Raw genomic sequence first — 18236 nt, forward strand, 5'->3', positions numbered from 1 at the left:
ACGCTGCCAAACCGATTCCGCTGTCAGGCGGCGTCGATCGAGACGCTCTTGACCACCGCATAGACCTGCAGCCCGGGCCTGAGCCCGAGCTGTTCGGCGGATTTCACGGTGACGCGGGCGAGCAGCTCCGCCTCGCCGCAACGCAGGACGACCTCGCGCGCCGACCCGTCCCCGCGACGGGCGCCGAGCTCCGCCACCACGCCTGCCAGCACGTTGAGCGCGCTGATGCCCTCGGGCCGGTGCAGGCTGATCATCACGTCGCTGGCGAGGATGCGCAGGCGCACCGCGCTGCCGAGCGGGGCGGCGCGGCGCGCGACCTGGAGGCGGCCGGCCGGGGTCTTGAGCACGGTCAGCCCATAGGCCTCGTCCTGCGCGGCGATGCGCGCGTCGAGCACGGCGCCGGCCTCGGCCGCCGCGGAGAGGATCGGCACGTCCGGGCGCGCCATCAGCGCCTGCGTCGGCCCGCTGGCCGTGACCGTGCCGCCGTCGAGCACGACGAGATGGGTGGCGAGGCGCGCCACCTCGGCCACCGAATGCGAGACGTAGACGATCGGCACGCGCAGTTCGTCACGCACCCGCTCGACATAGGGCATGATCTCGGCCTTGCGCTCCTCGTCGAGCGCCGCCAGCGGCTCGTCCATCAGCAGCAGCCGCGGCTTGGAAAGCAGGGCGCGGCCGATGGCGACGCGCTGCTTCTCGCCGCCGGACAAGGCACCGGGATGGCGCTGCAGCAGATGGCCGATGCCGAGCAGGGCGAGCACGCCATCGAGATCGCTGCCGCCATCCTCGCCGCGCGGGGCGAACCAGCGGCCATAGAGCAGGTTCTGGCGCACGGTGAGATGCGGGAACAGCCGCGCCTCCTGGAAGACGTAGCCGATGCGCCGCTTGTGCCGGGGCACGAAGATGCCGGCCTCGGTGTCGACCAGCGTGCGCCCGTCGACGACGACGCGGCCGCGCTCCGGCTTCACCAGCCCGGCGACGATATTGACCAGCGAGGTCTTGCCCGAGCCGGAGCGCCCGAACAGGGCGGTGAGCCGCCCGTCCGAGGCGAAGCGAGCATCGAGCGCGAAGGCGCCGAGCCGGTGCGAGACGGCGATGTCTATGACCGGGGTCATGAGACGGCGATCCGCCTGCCGACGATGCGCGCCAGCAGTTCCGAGCAGAACAGCGCCGCCACCGAGATCGCAATCGAGATCAGCGTCAGCCTTAGCGCGCCGGCATCGCCGCCGGGCACCTGGGTGAAGGTGTAGATGGCTGAGGGCAAGGTCTGGGTCTCGCCGGGAATGTTCGAGACGAAGGTGATGGTGGCGCCGAACTCGCCCATCGCCTTGGCGAAGCACAGGATCATGCCCGCGACGATGCCGGGCAGGCACAGCGGCAGCGTCACCGTCGCGAAGGTCCAGAAGCGGTTGGCGCCCAACGTGCCGGCCGCGTCCTCCAGCTTGCGGTCGATCGCCTCGATCGAGAGCCGGATGGCGCGCACCATCAACGGGAAGCCCATCACGGCGCAGGCCAGCGCGGCGCCCGTCCAGCGGAAGGAGAGCACGATGCCGAACCAGTCGTAGAGGAAGGCACCGATCGGCCCGCGGCGGCCGAAGCCGATGAGCAGGATATAGCCGGTGACGACCGGCGGCAGGATCAGCGGCAGGTGCACCAGCGCGTCGAGCACCGACTTGCCCCAGAAACGGCCGCGCGCCAACAGCCAGGCCACGGCGATGCCGAGCGGCAGGCTGGCGAGCATCGCTGTGGTGGAGACGATCAGGCTGAGCCTGACCGCCGTCCATTCGTCCGGCGTCAGCCAGTCGCTCATGAAGCGCTGGCGGCCTTGTTCAGCACGGTGAAACCCTGCTTCTCGAAGCTCGCGCGGGCCTCGCCGCCGCGCAGGAAGGCGAGGAAGGCCGCCGCGTCGGCATTGGCCGAATCCTTGGTCACCGCGACGGGATAGACGATCGGCGGGTGGCTGCCCTCAGGGAAGGTGGCGATCACCTTGACCTTGGGATCGGCGGCGGCGTCGGTGGCGTAGACGATGCCGAGCGGCGCCTCGCCGCGCGAGACCAGCAGCAGCGTGGCGCGGACATTGTCCGCCTGGGCGATGCGGTCCTTGACCTTGTCCCAGCCTCCGAGCGTCTCCAGCGCGGCCTTGCCGTATTTGCCGGCGGGCACCGAGTCGACATTGGCCATGGCGAGGCGGCCGCCGTCCAGCGCGGTGGTGAGGTCGACGCCCTGCGCCAGCGTGGCGGCGGCCTTGGACTCCGCTGGCGCGATCAGCACGATGCGGTTGGCGAGCATGCTGACGCGGCTGTCGCTGCGGATCAGGCCCTTCTTCTCGGCATAGTCCATCCAGTCGAGATCGGCAGAGAGGAAGAGGTCGGCCGGGGCGCCCTGCTCGAGCTGGCGCGCGAGCGCGCTCGACGCCGCATAGGAGATCTTCGGCACGGGCTTGCCGCTGGCCTTGACCCATTTGGCGGAGGCCTCGTCGAGGGCGTTCTTCAGGCTGGCCGCGGCGAAGACGACGAGCTCCTTGCCCTGAGCCTGTGCCGTGCCGGCGAAGGAGGCCGTGCCGATGACGAGAGCCGCGGCGAAGCCGAGAATTGTGCGGCGGGTGGACATGGCGCTCCTTGCGGTGTTCGCTTCGGTATATCCAAATGGATATAGCGACTCCGTCGGCACGTCGAGTCCGCGAGAGGCCTGAACCGGAAGGAGACCAGAATGAGGATTTCGGCACGCAACCAGCTGAAGGGCACCGTGGTCGAGGTGGTGAAGGGCGCCACCACCGCCCATGTCCGCATCGATGTCGGCGGAACGGTGGTGACGGCCTCGATCACCAATGCGGCGGTGGACGAGCTGAAGCTCGCCGTCGGCCAGCCTGCCTATGCGGTGATCAAGGCCTCCGACGTTCTCGTCGCGATCGATTGAGCGCGGCGATGGTGCGCGAGAACGAGATCCGCCGGGCCGAGGTCGCGGTGGCGCCGCCGGTCGCCGAGGATGCCGGGCTGGCCTTCATCGGCTGCATCGGCACGCCCTGGACCTCGCGCCTGCTCTGTCCGCGGCAGGGCAGGCTCGACGGTCCGGACTGCCGCATCGAGCTGTTCGCGCCCTGGGATGAGGGGCTCGACGGCATCGAGGCCTATGAGCGGCTGGAGGTGCTGTACTGGCTGCACGAATCGCGGCGCGATCTCGTGCGGCAGAGTCCGCGCAATGACGGTTCGGCCCGCGGCGTGTTCTCGCTGCGCTCGCCGGTGCGGCCGAACCCGATCGGCACCTCGGTGGTGGGCCTGCTGCGGCGCGAGGGCAATATGCTGATTGTTCGCGGGCTCGATTGCCTCGACGGCACGCCGCTGCTCGACCTGAAGCCCGACCGGACGAGCTTCACGCCGCTGGCGCCGCCGCAGCCCGGCGATTTCGAGACCGGTGCCTGAGGGGTGCGCGTTTCGCTGGTCGTGCCGCCATCATCGTTTCGGCGTGAGAAACAGCTGTAGGTCGGGCGGACGACCCGTCCTTTCTGCGGCAAGGCCGGCGGCCGCCTAACCCAGCAGGAGTGTCGGGGAGATCGCACTGCGAGCCGGTGCCGTGTGGCAGAAACGAAAAAGCCGCCCGGTAAAGGGCGGCTCTTTTCGAAACAAGATCAAATAGTTAGAGGCAATGCCTCACTTGATCTTGGTTTCCTTGAACTCGACGTGCTTGCGCGCGACCGGGTCGTACTTCTTCTTCGACATCTTCTCGGTCATGGTGCGCGAGTTCTTCTTGGTGACGTAGAAGAACCCGGTGTCGGCGGTCGACAGCAGCTTGATCTTGATGGTCACGGCCTTGGCCATGGCGACGCCCTCGAAACTTGTAGGAGCCGTGGCCGGCCCGCGCAAAAAGGAAAACGGCCGGGCGCGCCCGGCAATCCGATGGCTGCGGAATGCCGTATCGCGGCCGCCAAGTCAAGCTTTCTGGTCGAGAGATCTGCGCGCGGCCCGGCCCTGAGGCCTCGCCATGGGCGTAAAGCCTCAGTCGCGCCGCAATGTCGCCGCCAGCGGCAGCAGCAGCAGGAAGCCGGCGATGGCGAGCGGCAGGCCCCAGCGCGTCGAGAGGTCGAGCGAAAGCCCGAGAATCGGCGGTCCGGAGGTCAGGCCGACATTGTAGAGCATGACGAAGGCGGCATTGGCGCCGGCCAGTTCGCCACCCTGGAAGCGCCCGGCGAGATGGGCGAGGCCCACCGTGTAGAGCGCGCCGACGACGCCGCCCCAGGCGAAGAGCAGCAGGCAGAGCGGCCAGAGGCCGAGATCGTGGGCGAAGGGAATCAGCAGGGCGCCGCCGATGCTGCCGAGCGCGATGGCCAGCAGCAGGCGCGCCTTGCTGACGCGGTCGGCGAGCAGGCCGATCGGCAGCTGCAGCGCGACATTGCCGAGCGCCACGGCGCTGACCAGCAGCGTCGCGGTCTCTGCCGGCAGGCCGATGCGAAGCCCGTAAACCGGCAGCAGCGCGAAGGCGCCGGTCTCGACCGCGCCATAGGCGGCGCCGGCCGCAGTCGCCATCGGCAGGGCCAGCATGTAGCTCGCCACCGGGCGCTGCGGCTCGGCGTCGAGCCCCGGCAGCAGCTTGCGGGCGAGCAGGAGCGGCAGGCCGGCCAGCGCGAACAGTGCGATGCCGGCGAGATAGGGCGCCCAGCCCTGCGTGCCGAGCAGGCCGAGCAGGGCAGGGCCCGCGGCGAAGCCGAGCGCCAGTACCGTGGCGTAGATGCCCATCACCATGCCGCGCCTGGCCGGCGGGGCGGCGGCGGCGATCCAGTACTCCGACAGCACGAAGAGCGTGCCGAGCGCCGCGGCGAAGGCGAAGCGGATCGGGAACCAGGCGGCGATGTCGAAGAACAGTTTGAAGGAGAGCAGAGCCAGCATCGAGACGATGATCGCCCCGGCCAGCAGCCGGCCGATGCCGAGCCGGGCGGCGAGGCGCGGCACGAAGGGCACGGCGATCAGCGAGGCGAGGCCGGCGATCGCGGTGTTGGCGCCGTTGACCGAGGCGGAGGCGCCCATGCGCTCCATCTCAAGCGAGAGCAGCGGCAGGGTCAGGCTGAGCCCGATGCCGACGATCGCGACCAGCAGGATGGCCGCGCCGATCGCAGGCGCGCGGGAGCGGAGATCGGCGTCGGCAGGCGTCATGATGGCGGCGTCGGCGGCGGCTCAGAGCAGCTCGCGCACGAAGCTGCCGCGCTTTTCCCAGTAGAACGGCACCGGCAGATACGGGGCGAAGCCGCCGTTCAGCCGGTCCTCGACCTCGGCCAGGATGACCTTGGTGATGCTCGGCAGATCGAGCTCGCGCGCCTCGTCGAAGGTGACGGAGACGAGGTCGACCAGCTCGGAATCCGGGCCGACCAGCCCCTCGACCTTGCCGGCGAGGCCGGCGGCGTCGATGGCGAAGAAGCGGGTGTCGAAGCGCTTGGGCCGGCGCGGCGGCGTGATGGCGCGGGCGACGAAGGTCACGGCGCCGAGATCGGGGAAGACGCCGTTGGCGGCGAAGTCGCGCCAGCTGCCCTCGGGCGTCTGCTCGGGGGCGCCGTATTCGGCGCTGCCGAAGATCAGCCCGGTCTCCTCGAAGGTCTCGCGGATCGCGGCCAGCGCCAGCGCGCGCCCGCGCTGCAAGCTCGGGCGGACGCAGCGCGCCGACAGCCGCTGCTCGCAGGCGCCCGAGAGCGCGCCGGTGGCGGTCATGCGCCGGTCCTGCGGCTCGATGCGCCCGCCGGGAAACACGTATTTGCCCGGCATGAACTTGTGGCCGGGATGGCGCTTGCCCATCAGCACGCGCGGCTTGCGGCCGGAGCGGTCGATGATCAGCATGGTCGCGGCGTCGGCCGGGCGCAGATTGGCGGCGACGCGGACGCGTTCGGCCTGGGTCAGGGTGAGGGCGTGATCGGTCATCGCCGGGTGGCTCCATCGATGCCGGGCTGGCGCTCGGGGCGCGGCGACGCGCCGCCGAAACCGTGCATGCGCAGGGCCCATTGCAGGCCGATGACGCCGCCCTTGATCGGCTGCATCAGCGCCAGGCACATCACCACCGTCAGCGCCGGCCAGACCAGCATGTGTGTGGTCATCGACCAGTCCGAGAACTTCTCCGCCAGCACCAGCCCGCCGACGACGATGTGGCCGACGATGGTGATGACGATATAGGGCGGCAGATCGTCCGAGCGCTGATGGTGGAGATCCTCGCCGCAGGCCTCGCAGCGGTCCACCGGCTTGAGGAAGGCGCGGAACAGCCGGCCCTGGCCGCAATGCGGGCAGCGGCCGCGCAGGCCGCGGCCGATGGCCTGGCGCCAGTCGCGCTCGGGCTGGATCGTCTCGGCGTGCTCGTATCGGATCGACATCGCGGCGGTCACCTCGGAACGGAACCCGGTCAGCGCTTGCTGCCGAACCGGGGCGGGCTCTGCCGCCCGCGCCCCTTGCGGGCGGGCAGCGGCTTCATCCCTCTAGCCCCGCTACGGGAGGTTGTCACATTCCGGCCTTCGCCGAGCAGCTCGAAGCGCAGCGCGCCGGCGACCGGCGCGGCCTCGACCAGCCGGACATGCACCTTGTCGCCGAGGCGGAAGCTCTCGCCGGTGCGCTCGCCGACCAGCGCATGGGCGCGCTCGTCATGGCGATAGTAGTCGGCGCCGAGCGTGGAGGCCGGCACGAAGCCGTCGGCGCCGGTCTGGTCGAGCCGGATGAAAAGCCCAGCGCGGTTCAGCCCGCTGATGCGTCCATCGAAGCTCGCGCCGATCTGGTCGGCCAGGAAATGCGCGATCAGCCGGTCGGTGGTCTCGCGCTCGGCCGCCATGGCGCGGCGCTCGGCGGCCGAGATGCGCGTCGCGACCTCGCGCAGCGCAGCCAGCGTCGTGGCGCGCGGCAGGCCGTCCGTGCCGAGCTTCAGCGCCGCGATGAGGGCGCGATGGACGATCAGGTCGGCATAGCGGCGGATCGGCGAGGTGAAATGCGCATAGCGCCGCAGGTTCAGGCCGAAATGCCCGTAATTCTCGGCGACGTATTCGGCCTGGGCCTGGGTGCGCAGCACCACCTCGTTGACCAGAAGCTCGTTCTCCGAGCCCTTGATCATCGCCAGGATGCGGTTGAACAGCACCGGCCGCAGCGCGCCGTCGCGCGGCAGCTTGATTCCGATCGAGGCCAGCACTTCGCCGAGCGCCCGCATCTTCTCCAGCGACGGCTCGTCATGGCAGCGATAGATCAGCGGGCTGCCGGCCTTCTCCAGCGTCTCGGCCGCCGCGACGTTGGCGAGGATCATGAACTCCTCGATCAGCCGGTGGGTCGAGAGGCGCTCCGGCACGATCACGCGGGTGACCTTGCCGTCGGCGTCGAGCACCAGCTTGCGCTCCGGCAGGTCGAGCTCGAGGGGCTGGCGGGCGTCGCGCGCCCGGGCGGCGGCGCCATAGGCTGCCCAGAGCGGCATCAGGATCGGTTCGCGCAGCGGCCCGGTGACGTCGTCCAGTTGCCCGTCGATGGCGGCCTGCGCCTGCTGATAGGACAGCTTGGCGGCCGAGCGCATCAGCACGCGGTGAAAGGAATGGCCCTTCTTGGTGCCGTCGGCCTTGAGGACGAGGCGGACCGCCAGCGCCGGCCGGTCCTCGCCAGCCCGCAGCGAGCAGAGGTCGTTCGAGATCCGCTCCGGCAGCATCGGCACGACGCGGTCGGGGAAATAGACCGAGTTGCCGCGCTCCAGGGCCTCGCGATCGAGCGCCGAGCCGGGCAGGACATAGGACGCGACGTCGGCGATCGCGACGGTGACGACATGGCCGCCAGGATTGTCCGGATCGGTGTCCGGGGCGGCGTGGACCGCGTCGTCATGGTCCTTGGCGTCGGCCGGGTCGATCGTGACGAGTGGCAGCGCGCGCCAGTCCTCGCGGCCCGAGAGGCCGGCGGCCGGGGCGGCCTCGGCCTCCGCCAGCGCGGCCTGGGGGAACTCGTTCGGGATGGCGTGGGCGTGGATCGCGATCAGCGAGACCGCGCGCTCCGACTTCAGCGAGCCGAGCCGCTCGCGCACCTTCGCCTGCGGCGGGCCGAAACGGCTCTCGCGCGCGAAGGAGACGGAGACGAGGTCGCCATCCTCGGCGCCGCCGGTCTGGCTCTTGGGGATCAGCGCCTCGCGCCCCTGCGCTTTCTTGTCGACCGGGATCAGGCGGCCGGAGCCGTCGGGCAGGGCGCGGAAGATGCCGAGCACCTGCGCCTTGGCCTTGCCCATCACCTTGAGGACGCGGCCGGACCAGCCATGGCCGTCGACGCCGCGCAGGCGCGTCAGCTTGAGCAGGACGTGATCGCCGAGTCCCGGCGCTGCGGCAGAGGGCGCCTTCGGCTTGCGGCGGAACTCCGCGCGCGTCTCGACCAGGATGGAGGGGGCGGGGCCGCGCTCCTCGGCGTCCCACTCCAGAGGCGCGGCGATGAGGTCGCCCTCGGGGTCGCGCGACTTGATCTCGGCGAGGATGACGGCGGGCAGGGCGGCATGGGCCGTCACCGGGCCCGCGGCGTCGTTCTCCGCCAGTTCGAGATCGCGCAGGATGCGCTTCAGCCAGATCTTGCCGCCGGCATCGAGCCGGAAGGCCTTGGCGATGTCGCGCCGGCCGGGCTCGCGGCCGGCCGCACGCTCCTGCTCGATGAAGGCGAGGATGGCGTCGCGGGAGGCGTCGGGATCGGAGCGGTGCAAGGCGAACTCGTCAGGGAATGGCGCTGGCGCGCATATGGGGTGCGTTCTGCCACGATACGAGCAGGGGCGCCAGAACGGCCCTAAGGAGGCCAGGCCCTAAACGGAGAAGGGCTGCCCTTTCGGGCAGCCCTTCCATTGCCGAACCGCAGCCCCGGTAACAGGGCTTAACGTCACGGAAACTCAAACGGAACCGAACCCCTTGGTGGACGAGTCCAGGCCACGCAGCGCCCGCGACAGCGGTTGATGACAATGAGACACTGGATCACCTCCTTTCAGTTGTTACCGACGAGAGGAGGCTAGGGTGATTCTCGCGGGCTCGTAAACGCCAAAGATGCGGCGTGGCAGGTGCGGAAAACCTGCCGTGAAAACAGGCATCTCTACGGTCGCATCGAGCGCTGCCTCTTTTGCGCGCAGACATCCTGCCCGCTTTCTGCGCAGCGGGCGGCGGGTGCATCATCCTTGCGTGCCGGCGCCGCTCCTCGCAGGAGATGAGCCGTTCCGGCGCCAGGATGACGCGTGATTGTGCGCGGGAAAGCGCGGTCCATGGCGGTTGGCACGCCGCTTGCGATTATCCTTCACGCCAGCCGGCAGCGGCGGCCTGCACCCGCAGAGAGGGGCGGTCAACGGATCGTTCGGGAGATCACCACGTGAACATCACTCGTCGCACGGCTATCGGCGCCGCCCTCGCTGGCGCCACGGCGCTCGCCTCCTGGCGCCCGGCCATGGCCCAGGAGGGGCCGATCAAGGTCGGCATCCTGCATTCGCTCTCCGGCACCATGGCGATCTCGGAGACGACGCTCAAAGACGTCATGCTCATGCTCATCGAGGAGCAGAACAAGAAGGGCGGCGTGCTCGGCCGCAAGCTCGAGGCGGTGATCGTCGATCCGGCCTCGAACTGGCCGCTCTTCGCCGAGAAGGCGCGCGAGCTGATCAGCAAGGACAAGGTCTCCGCGGTGTTCGGCTGCTGGACCTCGGTTTCACGCAAGTCGGTCCTGCCCGTGTTCAAGGAGCTGAACTCGATCCTGTTCTACCCCGTCCAGTACGAGGGCGAGGAGAGCGAGCGCAACGTGTTCTACACCGGCGCCGCGCCGAACCAGCAGGCCATCCCGGCGGTGGACTATCTCGCCAAGGAGGAGAAGGTCGAGCGCTGGGTGCTCGCCGGCACCGACTATGTCTACCCGCGCACGACCAACAAGATCCTCGAGGCCTATCTGAAGTCCAAGGGCGTCAAGGACGAGGACATCCTGATCAACTACACGCCGTTCGGCCATTCCGACTGGCAGACCATCGTCTCCGACATCAAGAAGTTCGGCTCGGCCGGCAAGAAGACGGCGGTGGTCTCGACGATCAACGGCGACGCCAACGTGCCGTTCTACAAGGAGCTCGGCAACCAGGGCATCAAGGCCACCGACATCCCGGTCGTCGCCTTCTCGGTTGGCGAAGAGGAGCTGGCGGGTATCGACACGAAGCCGCTGGTCGGTCATCTTGCGGCGTGGAACTACTTCCAGTCGATCGACACGCCGGCCAACAAGGAGTTCATCGCGAAGTGGAAGGCCTTCAAGAAGAACGACAAGGCCGTCACCAATGACCCTATGGAAGCCCATGTCATCGGCTTCAACATGTGGGTCAAGGCGGTCGAGAAGGCCAAGTCGATCGATCCGGACAAGGTCATCGACGCGCTTCCGGGCATCGAGGCGCCCAACCTGACCGGCGGCATGTCGAAGATGCTGCCGAACCACCACATCACCAAGCCGGTCTTCATCGGCGAGATCAAGGAAGACGGCCAATTCGACGTGGTCTGGAAGGCCGACGGGCTGGTGCCGGGCGATGCGTGGTCGAAGGAGCTGGAAGGCTCCCGCGACCTGGTCGGCGACTGGGTCGACAAGAAGTGCGGCAACTTCAACGTCAAGACCGGCAAGTGCGGCGGCGCGTGAGTTAAAGAGGGGGAGGGGCGGCACAGACGATCAACGTCCGGCCGCCCCTCATGACCGCCGCCCGGGCCGATCGAGCCCGGCTGTCCCTCAGAGATTTCCAGCCTCTCCTGACAGGGTTTCGGGGCGCGCGCGGCGCGCCTCGCGGGCGGGCCTGCGCGCCGTCGCGCCTCCGCATCATCCGAAGCGAGCCTCATGCAGCCGATTCTTCGCCTCCTCAGGGCCATGGCGCTTCTCGCCGGCCTCGTGCTCGCCCCCGCCGCGGTGTTCGCCCAGGCCGGCGGCGACGCCTTCGCGCGCTTCGGCGCCGACAGCTATGCCGAGACGGTGCGGGCGGTCGACGCGCTGGCGGCCAGCGGCCATCCGCAGGCCGCCGTGGTGATCGAGGCGCTCGGCCAGGGGCGCCTGCTCGCCGGCGGGGACACCGTGGCGATCAGGCTGCCGGAGGGCGGGCTGGTGGATGCCCGCACCGGGACGGCGCTCGCCGCCGAGCCCGCCGGGCTGAAACCGGTGCGTCTCAACAACGGCGTGCGGCGCGCGGTGCAGGCGGCGCTGGGCGGGCTCGACCTGGTGGCACCGGAGGCCGGCCGGCGGATCGCCGCCGCCGAGGCAGTGTTCAAGTCGCGCGATGCCGGCGTCCTGCCGGTGCTGGAGACCGCGATCGGCCGGGAGAGCGATCCGCGCGCCCTCAAGCTGCTGCGCGAGGCGCAGGCGGCGATCCTGATCGGCCAGGCCCAGACGCAGCCGCTCGACCGGCTGGCGGCGATCGAGGTGCTGCGCGGTCGCGGCGACCAGGACGCGCTGGCGGCGCTGCGCGCCCTGCCGGCCGACGCGTCGCCCGAGCTCAAGGAGGCGCAGGCGCGCGCCATCTCCGACATCGAGGGCCGGCTGGCGCTGTGGCGGGCCGGGCAGAACCTCTGGTACGGGCTGTCGCTCGGCTCGGTGCTGCTGCTGGCCGCGATCGGCCTCGCCATCACCTTCGGCGTGATGGGCGTGATCAACATGGCCCATGGCGAGATGGTCATGCTCGGCGCCTACACCACCTTCGTGGTGCAGGAACTGATCCGCACCAATGCGCCCGAGCTGTTCGGCTGGTCGCTCGCCATCGCGGTGCCGGCGGCCTTCCTGGTCGCGGGGGCGGTCGGCGTCGCGATTGAGCGCGGCGTGATCCGCTTCCTCTACGGGCGCCCGCTCGAGACGCTGCTGGCGACCTGGGGCATCAGCCTGATCCTGCAGCAGGCGGTGCGCACCGCCTTCGGCCCGACCAATCGCGAGGTCGGCGCGCCGGGCTTCATGTCGGGCGCCTTCGAGCTCGGCGGCCTCGCCATCACCTGGAACCGGCTCTGGATCATCGTCTTCGCCGGGCTGGTCTTCGCGGCGCTGCTGGCGATCCTGAAGCTGACGCCGATGGGGCTGCAGATGCGTGCCGTCACCCAGAACCGGCGCATGGCCTCGGCCATGGGCATCCGCACCGGCCGCATCGACGCGCTGACCTTCGGGCTCGGCTCCGGCGTCGCCGGGCTCGCCGGTGTCGCGCTCTCGCAGATCGACAATGTCAGCCCCAATCTCGGCCAGAGCTACATCATCGACAGCTTCATGGTCGTGGTCTTCGGCGGCGTCGGGAATCTCTGGGGCACGCTGATCAGCGCCATGACGCTCGGCGTCGCCAACAAGCTGCTCGAACCCTATGCCGGCGCCGTGCTCGGTAAGATCGCGCTGCTCGTCTTCATCATCCTGTTCATCCAGAAGCGCCCGCGCGGCCTGTTCGCGCTCAAGGGCCGGGCGGTGGAAGCATGATCACCCGCTTCCTGCTCAGCGATCTCGACCGGCGCGGCACGGTCTTCCTCGTCCTGGTCGCGGCGATCGCGGTCGCGGTGCCGCTGCTCAACCTGCTGGTGCCGCCGGGTTCGCCGTTCCACGTCTCGACGGCGACGATGTCGCTCTGGGGCAAATATCTCTGCTACGCGCTGCTGGCGATCTCGCTCGACCTGGTCTGGGGCTATTGCGGCATCCTCTCGCTCGGCCACGGCGCCTTCTTCGCGCTCGGCGGCTATGCGATGGGCATGTACCTGATGCGCCAGATCGGCCCGCGCGGCGTCTATGGCAATCCGGTGCTGCCGGACTTCATGGTGTTCCTGAACTGGCAGGAATTGCCCTGGTACTGGTACGGCTTCTCCTCCTTCCCCTTCGCGATGCTGATGGTGCTGGCGGTGCCGGGGCTGCTCGCCTTCGTCTTCGGCTGGTTCGCCTTCCGCTCGCGCGTCACCGGCGTCTATCTCTCGATCATCACCCAGGCGCTGACCTATGCGCTGCTGCTCGCCTTCTTCCGCAACGACATGGGCTTCGGCGGCAATAACGGCCTGACCGACTTCAAGGACATTCTCGGCTTCGAGGTGCAGGCGCAGGGGACGCGCGCGGCGCTGTTTTCGATGACCTGCGTGATGCTGATCGCCGGCTTCCTGCTGGCGCGCGGCATCGTCAGCTCCAAGCTCGGCAAGGTGGTGATCGCCATCCGCGACGCGGAATCGCGCACGCGCTTCCTCGGCTACCGGGTCGACCGCTTCAAGCTGTTCGTCTTCACCGTCTCTGCCTGCATGGCCGGCGTGGCCGGCGCGCTCTATGTGCCGCAGGTCGGCATCATCAACCCGAGCGAGTTCGCCCCCGCGAATTCGATCGAGACCGTGATCTGGGTCGCGGTCGGCGGGCGCGGCACGCTGGTCGGCGCGGCGCTGGGCGCGGTGGTGGTCAACTGGGCCAAGACGCTGTTCACCTCGGGCTTCATGGCGCCTTACTGGCTGTTCGCGCTCGGCGCGCTGTTCGTCTTCGTCACCCTGTTCATGCCCAAGGGCATCCTCGGCACGGCGCAGGGCTGGTGGGAGGCGCGCCGCCGCCATGCCCCCAAGCCGCGCCCGGCCCCGGCGGAGTGAATGCCATGACCGCTCCCGCCAACCGCCCGCTCACCTCGGCATTGCTCTATCTCGACGGCGTCAGCGTCTCCTTCGACGGCTTCAAGGCGATCCGCGGCCTGTCGCTGACGATCGAGCGCGGCGAGATGCGCGCGATCATCGGCCCCAACGGCGCCGGCAAGACTACGATGATGGACATTATCACCGGCAAGACCCGGCCCGACGAGGGCACTGTGATGTTCGCCGGCTCGGTCGACCTGACGACGCTGGACGAGGCGGCGATCGCCAATCTCGGCATCGGCCGCAAGTTCCAGAAGCCGACCGTGTTCGACTTCCACAGCATCGAGGACAATCTGCTGCTCGCGCTGAAGGCGCCGCGCACCGTGCTGAAGACGCTGTTCTGGCACACCGCCCCGGCCCTGCGCCGGCGCATCGACGAGATCCTCGGCATCATCCGGCTGGGTGACCTGCGCGACCGCCTCGCCGGCTCGCTCTCGCACGGCCAGAAGCAATGGCTCGAGATCGGCATGCTGCTTGCCCAGGACCCCAAGCTGCTGCTGGTCGACGAACCGGCCGCCGGCATGACCGACGGCGAGACGGCGCAGACGGCGGTGCTGCTCAAGGAGATCGCGAAGGATCATTCGGTGATCGTCGTCGAGCACGACATGGGCTTCATCCGCGAACTCGGCGTGAAGGTCACCGTGCTGCACGAGGGCTCGGTGCTGGCGGAAGGGCCGCTCGACCAGGTCAGCGCCAATGAGCGCGTCGTCGAAGTCTATCTGGGTCGGTGACGATGGCGCCCGTCCCACCTACCGCCGCGACAGTGCCGGGGATCCTCAACATGCTGACGGTCGATGCGATCGATCTCCATTACGGCGCGGCGCAGGCGCTGCGCGGCGTCTCGGTCTCGGCCGAGATCGGCAAGGTCACCTGCGTGATGGGCCGCAACGGCGTCGGCAAGACCTCGCTGATGCGCGCCATCGTCGGCCAGCAGCCGATCTCGGGCGGGCGGATCGCCCTGGACGGGCAGGACATCTCGGCCATGCGCACCGAGGACCGGGCGCGCGCCGGCATCGCCTATGTCCCGCAGGGCCGGGAGGTCTTCCCGCTGCTCAGCGTCAGGGAGAACCTCGAGACCGGCTATGCGCCATTGCCGCGGCGCGAGCGTTTCGTGCCCGAGGAACTCTTCGACCTCTTCCCTGTGCTGAAGTCGATGCTGGGCCGGCGCGGGGGCGACCTCTCGGGTGGCCAGCAGCAGCAACTCGCGATCGCGCGCGCGCTGGTCACCCGACCCAGGCTGCTGGTGCTCGACGAACCGACCGAAGGCATCCAGCCCTCGATCATCAAGGATATCGGCCGCGCCATCGACTATCTGCGCGGCAAGGGCGAGATGGCGATCGTGCTGGTCGAGCAGTATTTCGATTTCGCCCGCGACCTCGCCGACACGATGTTCGTGATGGACCGCGGCGAGGTGGTGCTGTCCGGCCCGATGGCCGAGCTGGATGCCGACCGGGTTCAGAAGCTGATTCAGGTGTGAGGACGTAGCGCCGTCATTCCGGGGCAGGTCGCAGGCCTGAGCCCGGAACCCATGACCACGGCGCTTGATGTTGGCCAGCCGGTCAGACGGCGCCCTCCTCGTGCATCGTCGTGTTCATGGGTTCCGGGCTCGCCGCTGCGCGGCGCCCCGGAATGACGGCCAGCCCCCCCCTCAAAACGCCAGCGGCGCGTTGTCGATGACCTCCTTCATCACGAAGAAGGTGCGGGTCTGGCGCACGCCGGGCAGGGCCAGCAGGGTCTGGGCGTGCAGCTTGTTGAAATCGGCGAGGTCGCGCACCCGGATCTTCAGCACATAGTCGAAATCGCCGGCGACGATGTGGCAGTCGAGCACGACCGGCAGCTGCTTCACTGCTTCCTCGAACGTCCCGAAGCTCTCGGGCGTCGAGCGGTCCAGCACAACGCCGACGATGGCGAGCGTGCCCTTCTCGACCTTGTGCGGATCGATCTGTGCCCGCACGCCGGTGACATAACCTTCCGCGAACAGGCGCTGGATGCGGCGATGGCAGGTGGCCGGGCTGGTGTTCACCCGCTTGGCGATCTCGGCATTGCCCATGCGCCCGTCCGCCTGCAGCAGGCGCAGGATGCGCAGGTCGGTGCGGTCCAGTTCACTCGGCATGGACGATTCTTCCGTTCTTGTGCGCTATTATGAAAGTGACCTCGCCGTCTTGCGCGTTCGATTGAATGCCGAAGACGATTAGCAGGTCAAGTTCGGGAGCACCTTTCAGCCGGTGTTTGCTAGCGTTTCTCCATCGTTTTCGAGGGGAAACCGCACATGCTCAGCAAATTCGAACGCTATCCGCTGACCTTCGGGCCGTCGCCGATCGAGAAGCTTTCGCGCCTCTCCGCGCATCTCGGCGGCGGGGTCGAGCTGTATGCCAAGCGCGAGGACTGCAATTCCGGCCTCGCCTTCGGCGGCAACAAGCTGCGCAAGCTGGAATACATCGTCCCGGACGCGATCGCGGCGGGAGCCGATACGCTGGTCTCGATCGGCGGGGTGCAGTCCAACCACACCCGGATGGTGGCGGCGACCGCGGCCAAGATCGGCATGAAATGCCGGTTGGTGCAGGAGAGCTGGGTGCCGCATGACGATGCCGTCTACGACCGCGTCGGCAACATCCTGATGTCGCGGGTGATGGGGGCTCATGTCGAGCTGGTCGACGAGGGCTTCGACATCGGCATCCGCGAGAGTTGGGAGCGGGCGCTGGAGGACGTCAGGGCCAAGGGCGGCAAGCCCTATGCGATCCCGGCGGGTGCCTCCGTCCACAAGTTCGGCGGGCTCGGCTATGTCGCCTTCGCCGAGGAGGTGCGGGCGCAGGAGGCCGAGCTCGGCTTCAAGTTCGACTATGTCGTGGTCTGCACCGTCACCGGCTCGACCCATGCCGGCATGGTCGTCGGTTTCGCGCAGGACGGGCGCCAGCGCAACGTCATCGGCATCGACGCCTCGGCGACGCCCGCGCAGACCAGGGCGCAGGTGCTCGACATCGCGCAGAAGACCTCGGCGCTGGTCGGCGGCAAGGACATCGTCGCCGACGACATCGTCCTGAACGAGGACTATGCCTATCCGGTCTACGGCGTGCCTTCGAAGGAGACGATCGCGGCGATCCGCATGTCGGCGCGGCTCGAGGGCATGATGACCGACCCCGTCTATGAGGGGAAATCCATGCAGGGCATGATCGATCTGGTGAAGAAGGGCTTCTTCCCGGCCGGCTCGAAGGTGCTCTACGCCCATCTCGGCGGCGTGCCGGCGATCAACGGCTACAGCTACACCTTCCGGAACGGCTGACCGCCGTGGAGGCGATGGTCCTCTGCGAACTGCCGGGCGGACGGGACGATGTGCGCGAGCAGCTGCTCGCGCATGTCGATCGGCTCTCGCTGGCCGGCTCTGCCCGCGAGATCTTCGCGGGCCGCGACAGGGAGGAGGGCGGCGTCATCGTGGCCATCCTCGCCTTCCAGGCGCTCGACGATGCCGAGCGCTTCCTCGAGGCGGTGGCGCGGGAGCTGCCGGACAGCGCCGCGCTCAGGCTGCTGCGGCCGGCGGATGGCTGGCAGGCGCGACCCGCCTCGCTGCTGTTTCCCTAAGGAAACGGCCCCGGCGTGCGACCATGGGCGGCTTGCCCCGAGGCCGCCGCCGGGGCATGTAGCGCGCCGGAAGCCGGCTTTCCTCACCGCCGGCGGGAGGTACGCGATGCAGCTCGGAGTGGTCGGCCTCGGCCGTATGGGGGCCAATATCGTTCGGCGCTTGCACCGCGCCGGGCATCACTGCGTGGTCTATGATCGCGATCCGAAGCCGGGCCAGGCGCTCGCTGCCGACGGCGCCACGAATGTCGGCGATCTCAAGGAGATGGTGGCGAAATTTCAGGCGCCGCGCGCGATCTGGGTGATGCTGCCGGCCGGTGAGATCACCGAGGCGACGCTGGCCGATCTCGCTGGCATGCTCTCGCCCGGCGACACGCTGATCGACGGCGGCAACGCCTTCTGGAAGGACGATGTCCGCCGCGGCCGCGAGCTCGCCGCCAAGGGGCTGCACTACCTCGACATCGGCACCTCGGGCGGCGTCCACGGGCTGGAGCGCGGCTATTGCCTGATGATCGGCGGCGACAAGGCGGTGTTCGACCGGCTGGAGCCGATCTTCCAGGCGCTGGCGCCCGGAAAGGGCGAGATCGAGCCGACGCGCCATCGCGAGGGCCGCAACCCGACCGCGGAGCAGGGCTATCTGCATTGCGGCCCGGCCGGCGCCGGCCATTTCGTCAAGATGATCCATAACGGCATCGAATACGGCATGATGCAGGCCTTCGCCGAGGGCTTCGACCTGCTGCGCAACGCCTCCGCCAAGGAAGGGCTGCCGGAGGAGTACGGCTTCGACTTCGATGCGGCCGAGATCGCCGAGGTCTGGCGCCGCGGTTCGGTGGTGACCTCCTGGTTGCTCGACCTCACCGCCGAGGCGCTGGCGGCCGACGAGGACCTCTCGGCCTATTCCGGCAACGTCTCGGATTCTGGCGAGGGGCGCTGGACCGTGCAGGCGGCGATCGAGACCGCGACGCCGGCCGAGGTGCTGACCTCCTCGCTCTACACCCGCTTCCGCTCGCGCAAGGACCACACCTTCGCCGAGAAGATCCTCTCCGCCATGCGCGCCGGCTTCGGCGGCCATGTCGAGCCGAAGAAGCAGGGCTGAACC

19 protein-coding genes are annotated in these 18236 nt (G+C 69.0%); 10 read left to right on the forward strand and 9 right to left on the reverse strand.

Annotation, left to right across the window (positions count from 1 at the left end):
- Nucleotides 1-23: 23 nt before the first annotated feature.
- Genes modC through modA form a run of 3 tightly spaced genes read right to left on the reverse strand, consistent with a single transcriptional unit; the run spans nt 24 to nt 2610 of the window.
- Nucleotides 24-1115 carry a molybdenum ABC transporter ATP-binding protein gene (modC, locus tag ABE438_RS03170; protein ID WP_346501085.1) on the reverse strand — a complete coding sequence of 364 codons (1092 nt, stop codon included), beginning with the start codon at nt 1113-1115 and terminating at the stop codon, nt 24-26.
- Nucleotides 1112-1810: a molybdate ABC transporter permease subunit gene (gene modB, locus ABE438_RS03175; protein ID WP_346501086.1), complete on the reverse strand. Its 699-nt coding sequence runs from the start codon at nt 1808-1810 to the stop codon at nt 1112-1114. The genes modC and modB overlap by 4 nt, the downstream gene beginning before the upstream one ends.
- Nucleotides 1807-2610 carry a molybdate ABC transporter substrate-binding protein gene (gene modA, locus ABE438_RS03180; protein WP_346501087.1) on the reverse strand — a complete coding sequence of 268 codons (804 nt, stop codon included), beginning with the start codon at nt 2608-2610 and terminating at the stop codon, nt 1807-1809. Before modA ends, modB begins: the two co-directional genes overlap by 4 nt.
- Before the next feature lie 99 nt (nt 2611-2709).
- On the opposite strand from modA, the gene ABE438_RS03185 reads away from it, so the two are divergent.
- Both ABE438_RS03185 and tsaA read left to right on the forward strand, forming a co-directional pair.
- Nucleotides 2710-2916 carry a TOBE domain-containing protein gene (locus ABE438_RS03185; RefSeq protein ID WP_346501088.1) on the forward strand — a complete coding sequence of 69 codons (207 nt, stop codon included), beginning with the start codon at nt 2710-2712 and terminating at the stop codon, nt 2914-2916.
- An 8-nt stretch (nt 2917-2924) separates the two neighbouring features.
- Nucleotides 2925-3419 carry a tRNA (N6-threonylcarbamoyladenosine(37)-N6)-methyltransferase TrmO gene (tsaA, locus tag ABE438_RS03190; protein WP_346501089.1) on the forward strand — a complete coding sequence of 165 codons (495 nt, stop codon included), beginning with the start codon at nt 2925-2927 and terminating at the stop codon, nt 3417-3419.
- A 228-nt stretch (nt 3420-3647) separates the two neighbouring features.
- Here tsaA and rpmG read toward each other — a convergent pair whose 3' ends face one another.
- The 5 genes from rpmG to rnr form a co-directional block, all read right to left on the reverse strand.
- Nucleotides 3648-3815 carry a 50S ribosomal protein L33 gene (gene rpmG / locus ABE438_RS03195; RefSeq protein WP_038367996.1) on the reverse strand — a complete coding sequence of 56 codons (168 nt, stop codon included), beginning with the start codon at nt 3813-3815 and terminating at the stop codon, nt 3648-3650.
- Nucleotides 3816-3992: 177 nt separating this feature from the next.
- Nucleotides 3993-5144: an MFS transporter gene (locus tag ABE438_RS03200; RefSeq protein ID WP_346501090.1), complete on the reverse strand. Its 1152-nt coding sequence runs from the start codon at nt 5142-5144 to the stop codon at nt 3993-3995.
- Between the two features lie 21 nt (nt 5145-5165).
- Nucleotides 5166-5900, reverse strand: coding sequence for an NUDIX hydrolase (locus ABE438_RS03205; RefSeq protein ID WP_346501091.1), 735 nt, complete (start codon nt 5898-5900; stop codon nt 5166-5168).
- Nucleotides 5897-6343 carry a DUF983 domain-containing protein gene (locus tag ABE438_RS03210; protein ID WP_346501092.1) on the reverse strand — a complete coding sequence of 149 codons (447 nt, stop codon included), beginning with the start codon at nt 6341-6343 and terminating at the stop codon, nt 5897-5899. Before ABE438_RS03210 ends, ABE438_RS03205 begins: the two co-directional genes overlap by 4 nt.
- 29 nt (nt 6344-6372) lie before the next feature.
- Entirely contained in the window at nt 6373-8667 is a 2295-nt protein-coding gene (rnr, locus tag ABE438_RS03215; protein WP_346501093.1) for a ribonuclease R, read from the reverse strand.
- A gap of 653 nt (nt 8668-9320) precedes the next feature.
- Here rnr and urtA point away from each other — a divergent pair.
- The 5 genes from urtA to urtE all read left to right on the forward strand — a co-directional run bounded on the left by urtA (nt 9321) and on the right by urtE (nt 15041).
- On the forward strand, nt 9321-10601 hold the full coding sequence (gene urtA / locus ABE438_RS03220) for an urea ABC transporter substrate-binding protein (protein WP_465248553.1): 1281 nt from the start codon (nt 9321-9323) through the stop codon (nt 10599-10601).
- A gap of 192 nt (nt 10602-10793) precedes the next feature.
- Nucleotides 10794-12395: an urea ABC transporter permease subunit UrtB gene (urtB, locus tag ABE438_RS03225; protein WP_346501094.1), complete on the forward strand. Its 1602-nt coding sequence runs from the start codon at nt 10794-10796 to the stop codon at nt 12393-12395.
- Entirely contained in the window at nt 12392-13525 is a 1134-nt protein-coding gene (gene urtC / locus ABE438_RS03230) for an urea ABC transporter permease subunit UrtC (protein ID WP_346501095.1), read from the forward strand. The genes urtB and urtC overlap by 4 nt, the downstream gene beginning before the upstream one ends.
- Nucleotides 13522-14295, forward strand: a complete 774-nt coding sequence (urtD, locus tag ABE438_RS03235; protein ID WP_465248546.1) for an urea ABC transporter ATP-binding protein UrtD — start codon at nt 13522-13524, stop codon at nt 14293-14295. The genes urtC and urtD overlap by 4 nt, the downstream gene beginning before the upstream one ends.
- Nucleotides 14296-14345: 50 nt before the next feature.
- Nucleotides 14346-15041, forward strand: a complete 696-nt coding sequence (urtE, locus tag ABE438_RS03240; protein WP_346501097.1) for an urea ABC transporter ATP-binding subunit UrtE — start codon at nt 14346-14348, stop codon at nt 15039-15041.
- Between the two features lie 171 nt (nt 15042-15212).
- Here urtE and ABE438_RS03245 read toward each other — a convergent pair whose 3' ends face one another.
- Nucleotides 15213-15677 (reverse strand): Lrp/AsnC family transcriptional regulator, encoded by a 465-nt coding sequence (locus ABE438_RS03245; RefSeq protein WP_346501098.1) that lies wholly within the window; start codon nt 15675-15677, stop codon nt 15213-15215.
- 156 nt (nt 15678-15833) lie between these two features.
- On the opposite strand from ABE438_RS03245, the gene ABE438_RS03250 reads away from it, so the two are divergent.
- The 3 genes from ABE438_RS03250 to gnd all read left to right on the forward strand — a co-directional run bounded on the left by ABE438_RS03250 (nt 15834) and on the right by gnd (nt 18233).
- Nucleotides 15834-16844, forward strand: coding sequence for a 1-aminocyclopropane-1-carboxylate deaminase (locus ABE438_RS03250; protein ID WP_346501099.1), 1011 nt, complete (start codon nt 15834-15836; stop codon nt 16842-16844).
- 5 nt (nt 16845-16849) lie between these two features.
- Entirely contained in the window at nt 16850-17140 is a 291-nt protein-coding gene (locus ABE438_RS03255) for a hypothetical protein (RefSeq protein WP_346501100.1), read from the forward strand.
- A 106-nt stretch (nt 17141-17246) separates the two neighbouring features.
- Nucleotides 17247-18233 (forward strand): phosphogluconate dehydrogenase (NAD(+)-dependent, decarboxylating), encoded by a 987-nt coding sequence (gene gnd / locus ABE438_RS03260; RefSeq protein WP_346501101.1) that lies wholly within the window; start codon nt 17247-17249, stop codon nt 18231-18233.
- Nucleotides 18234-18236: the final 3 nt, after the last annotated feature.

Origin of the sequence: Allobosea sp. TWI1241 (assembly GCF_039673065.1) — a bacterium.
Classification (GTDB): domain Bacteria; phylum Pseudomonadota; class Alphaproteobacteria; order Rhizobiales; family Beijerinckiaceae; genus Allobosea.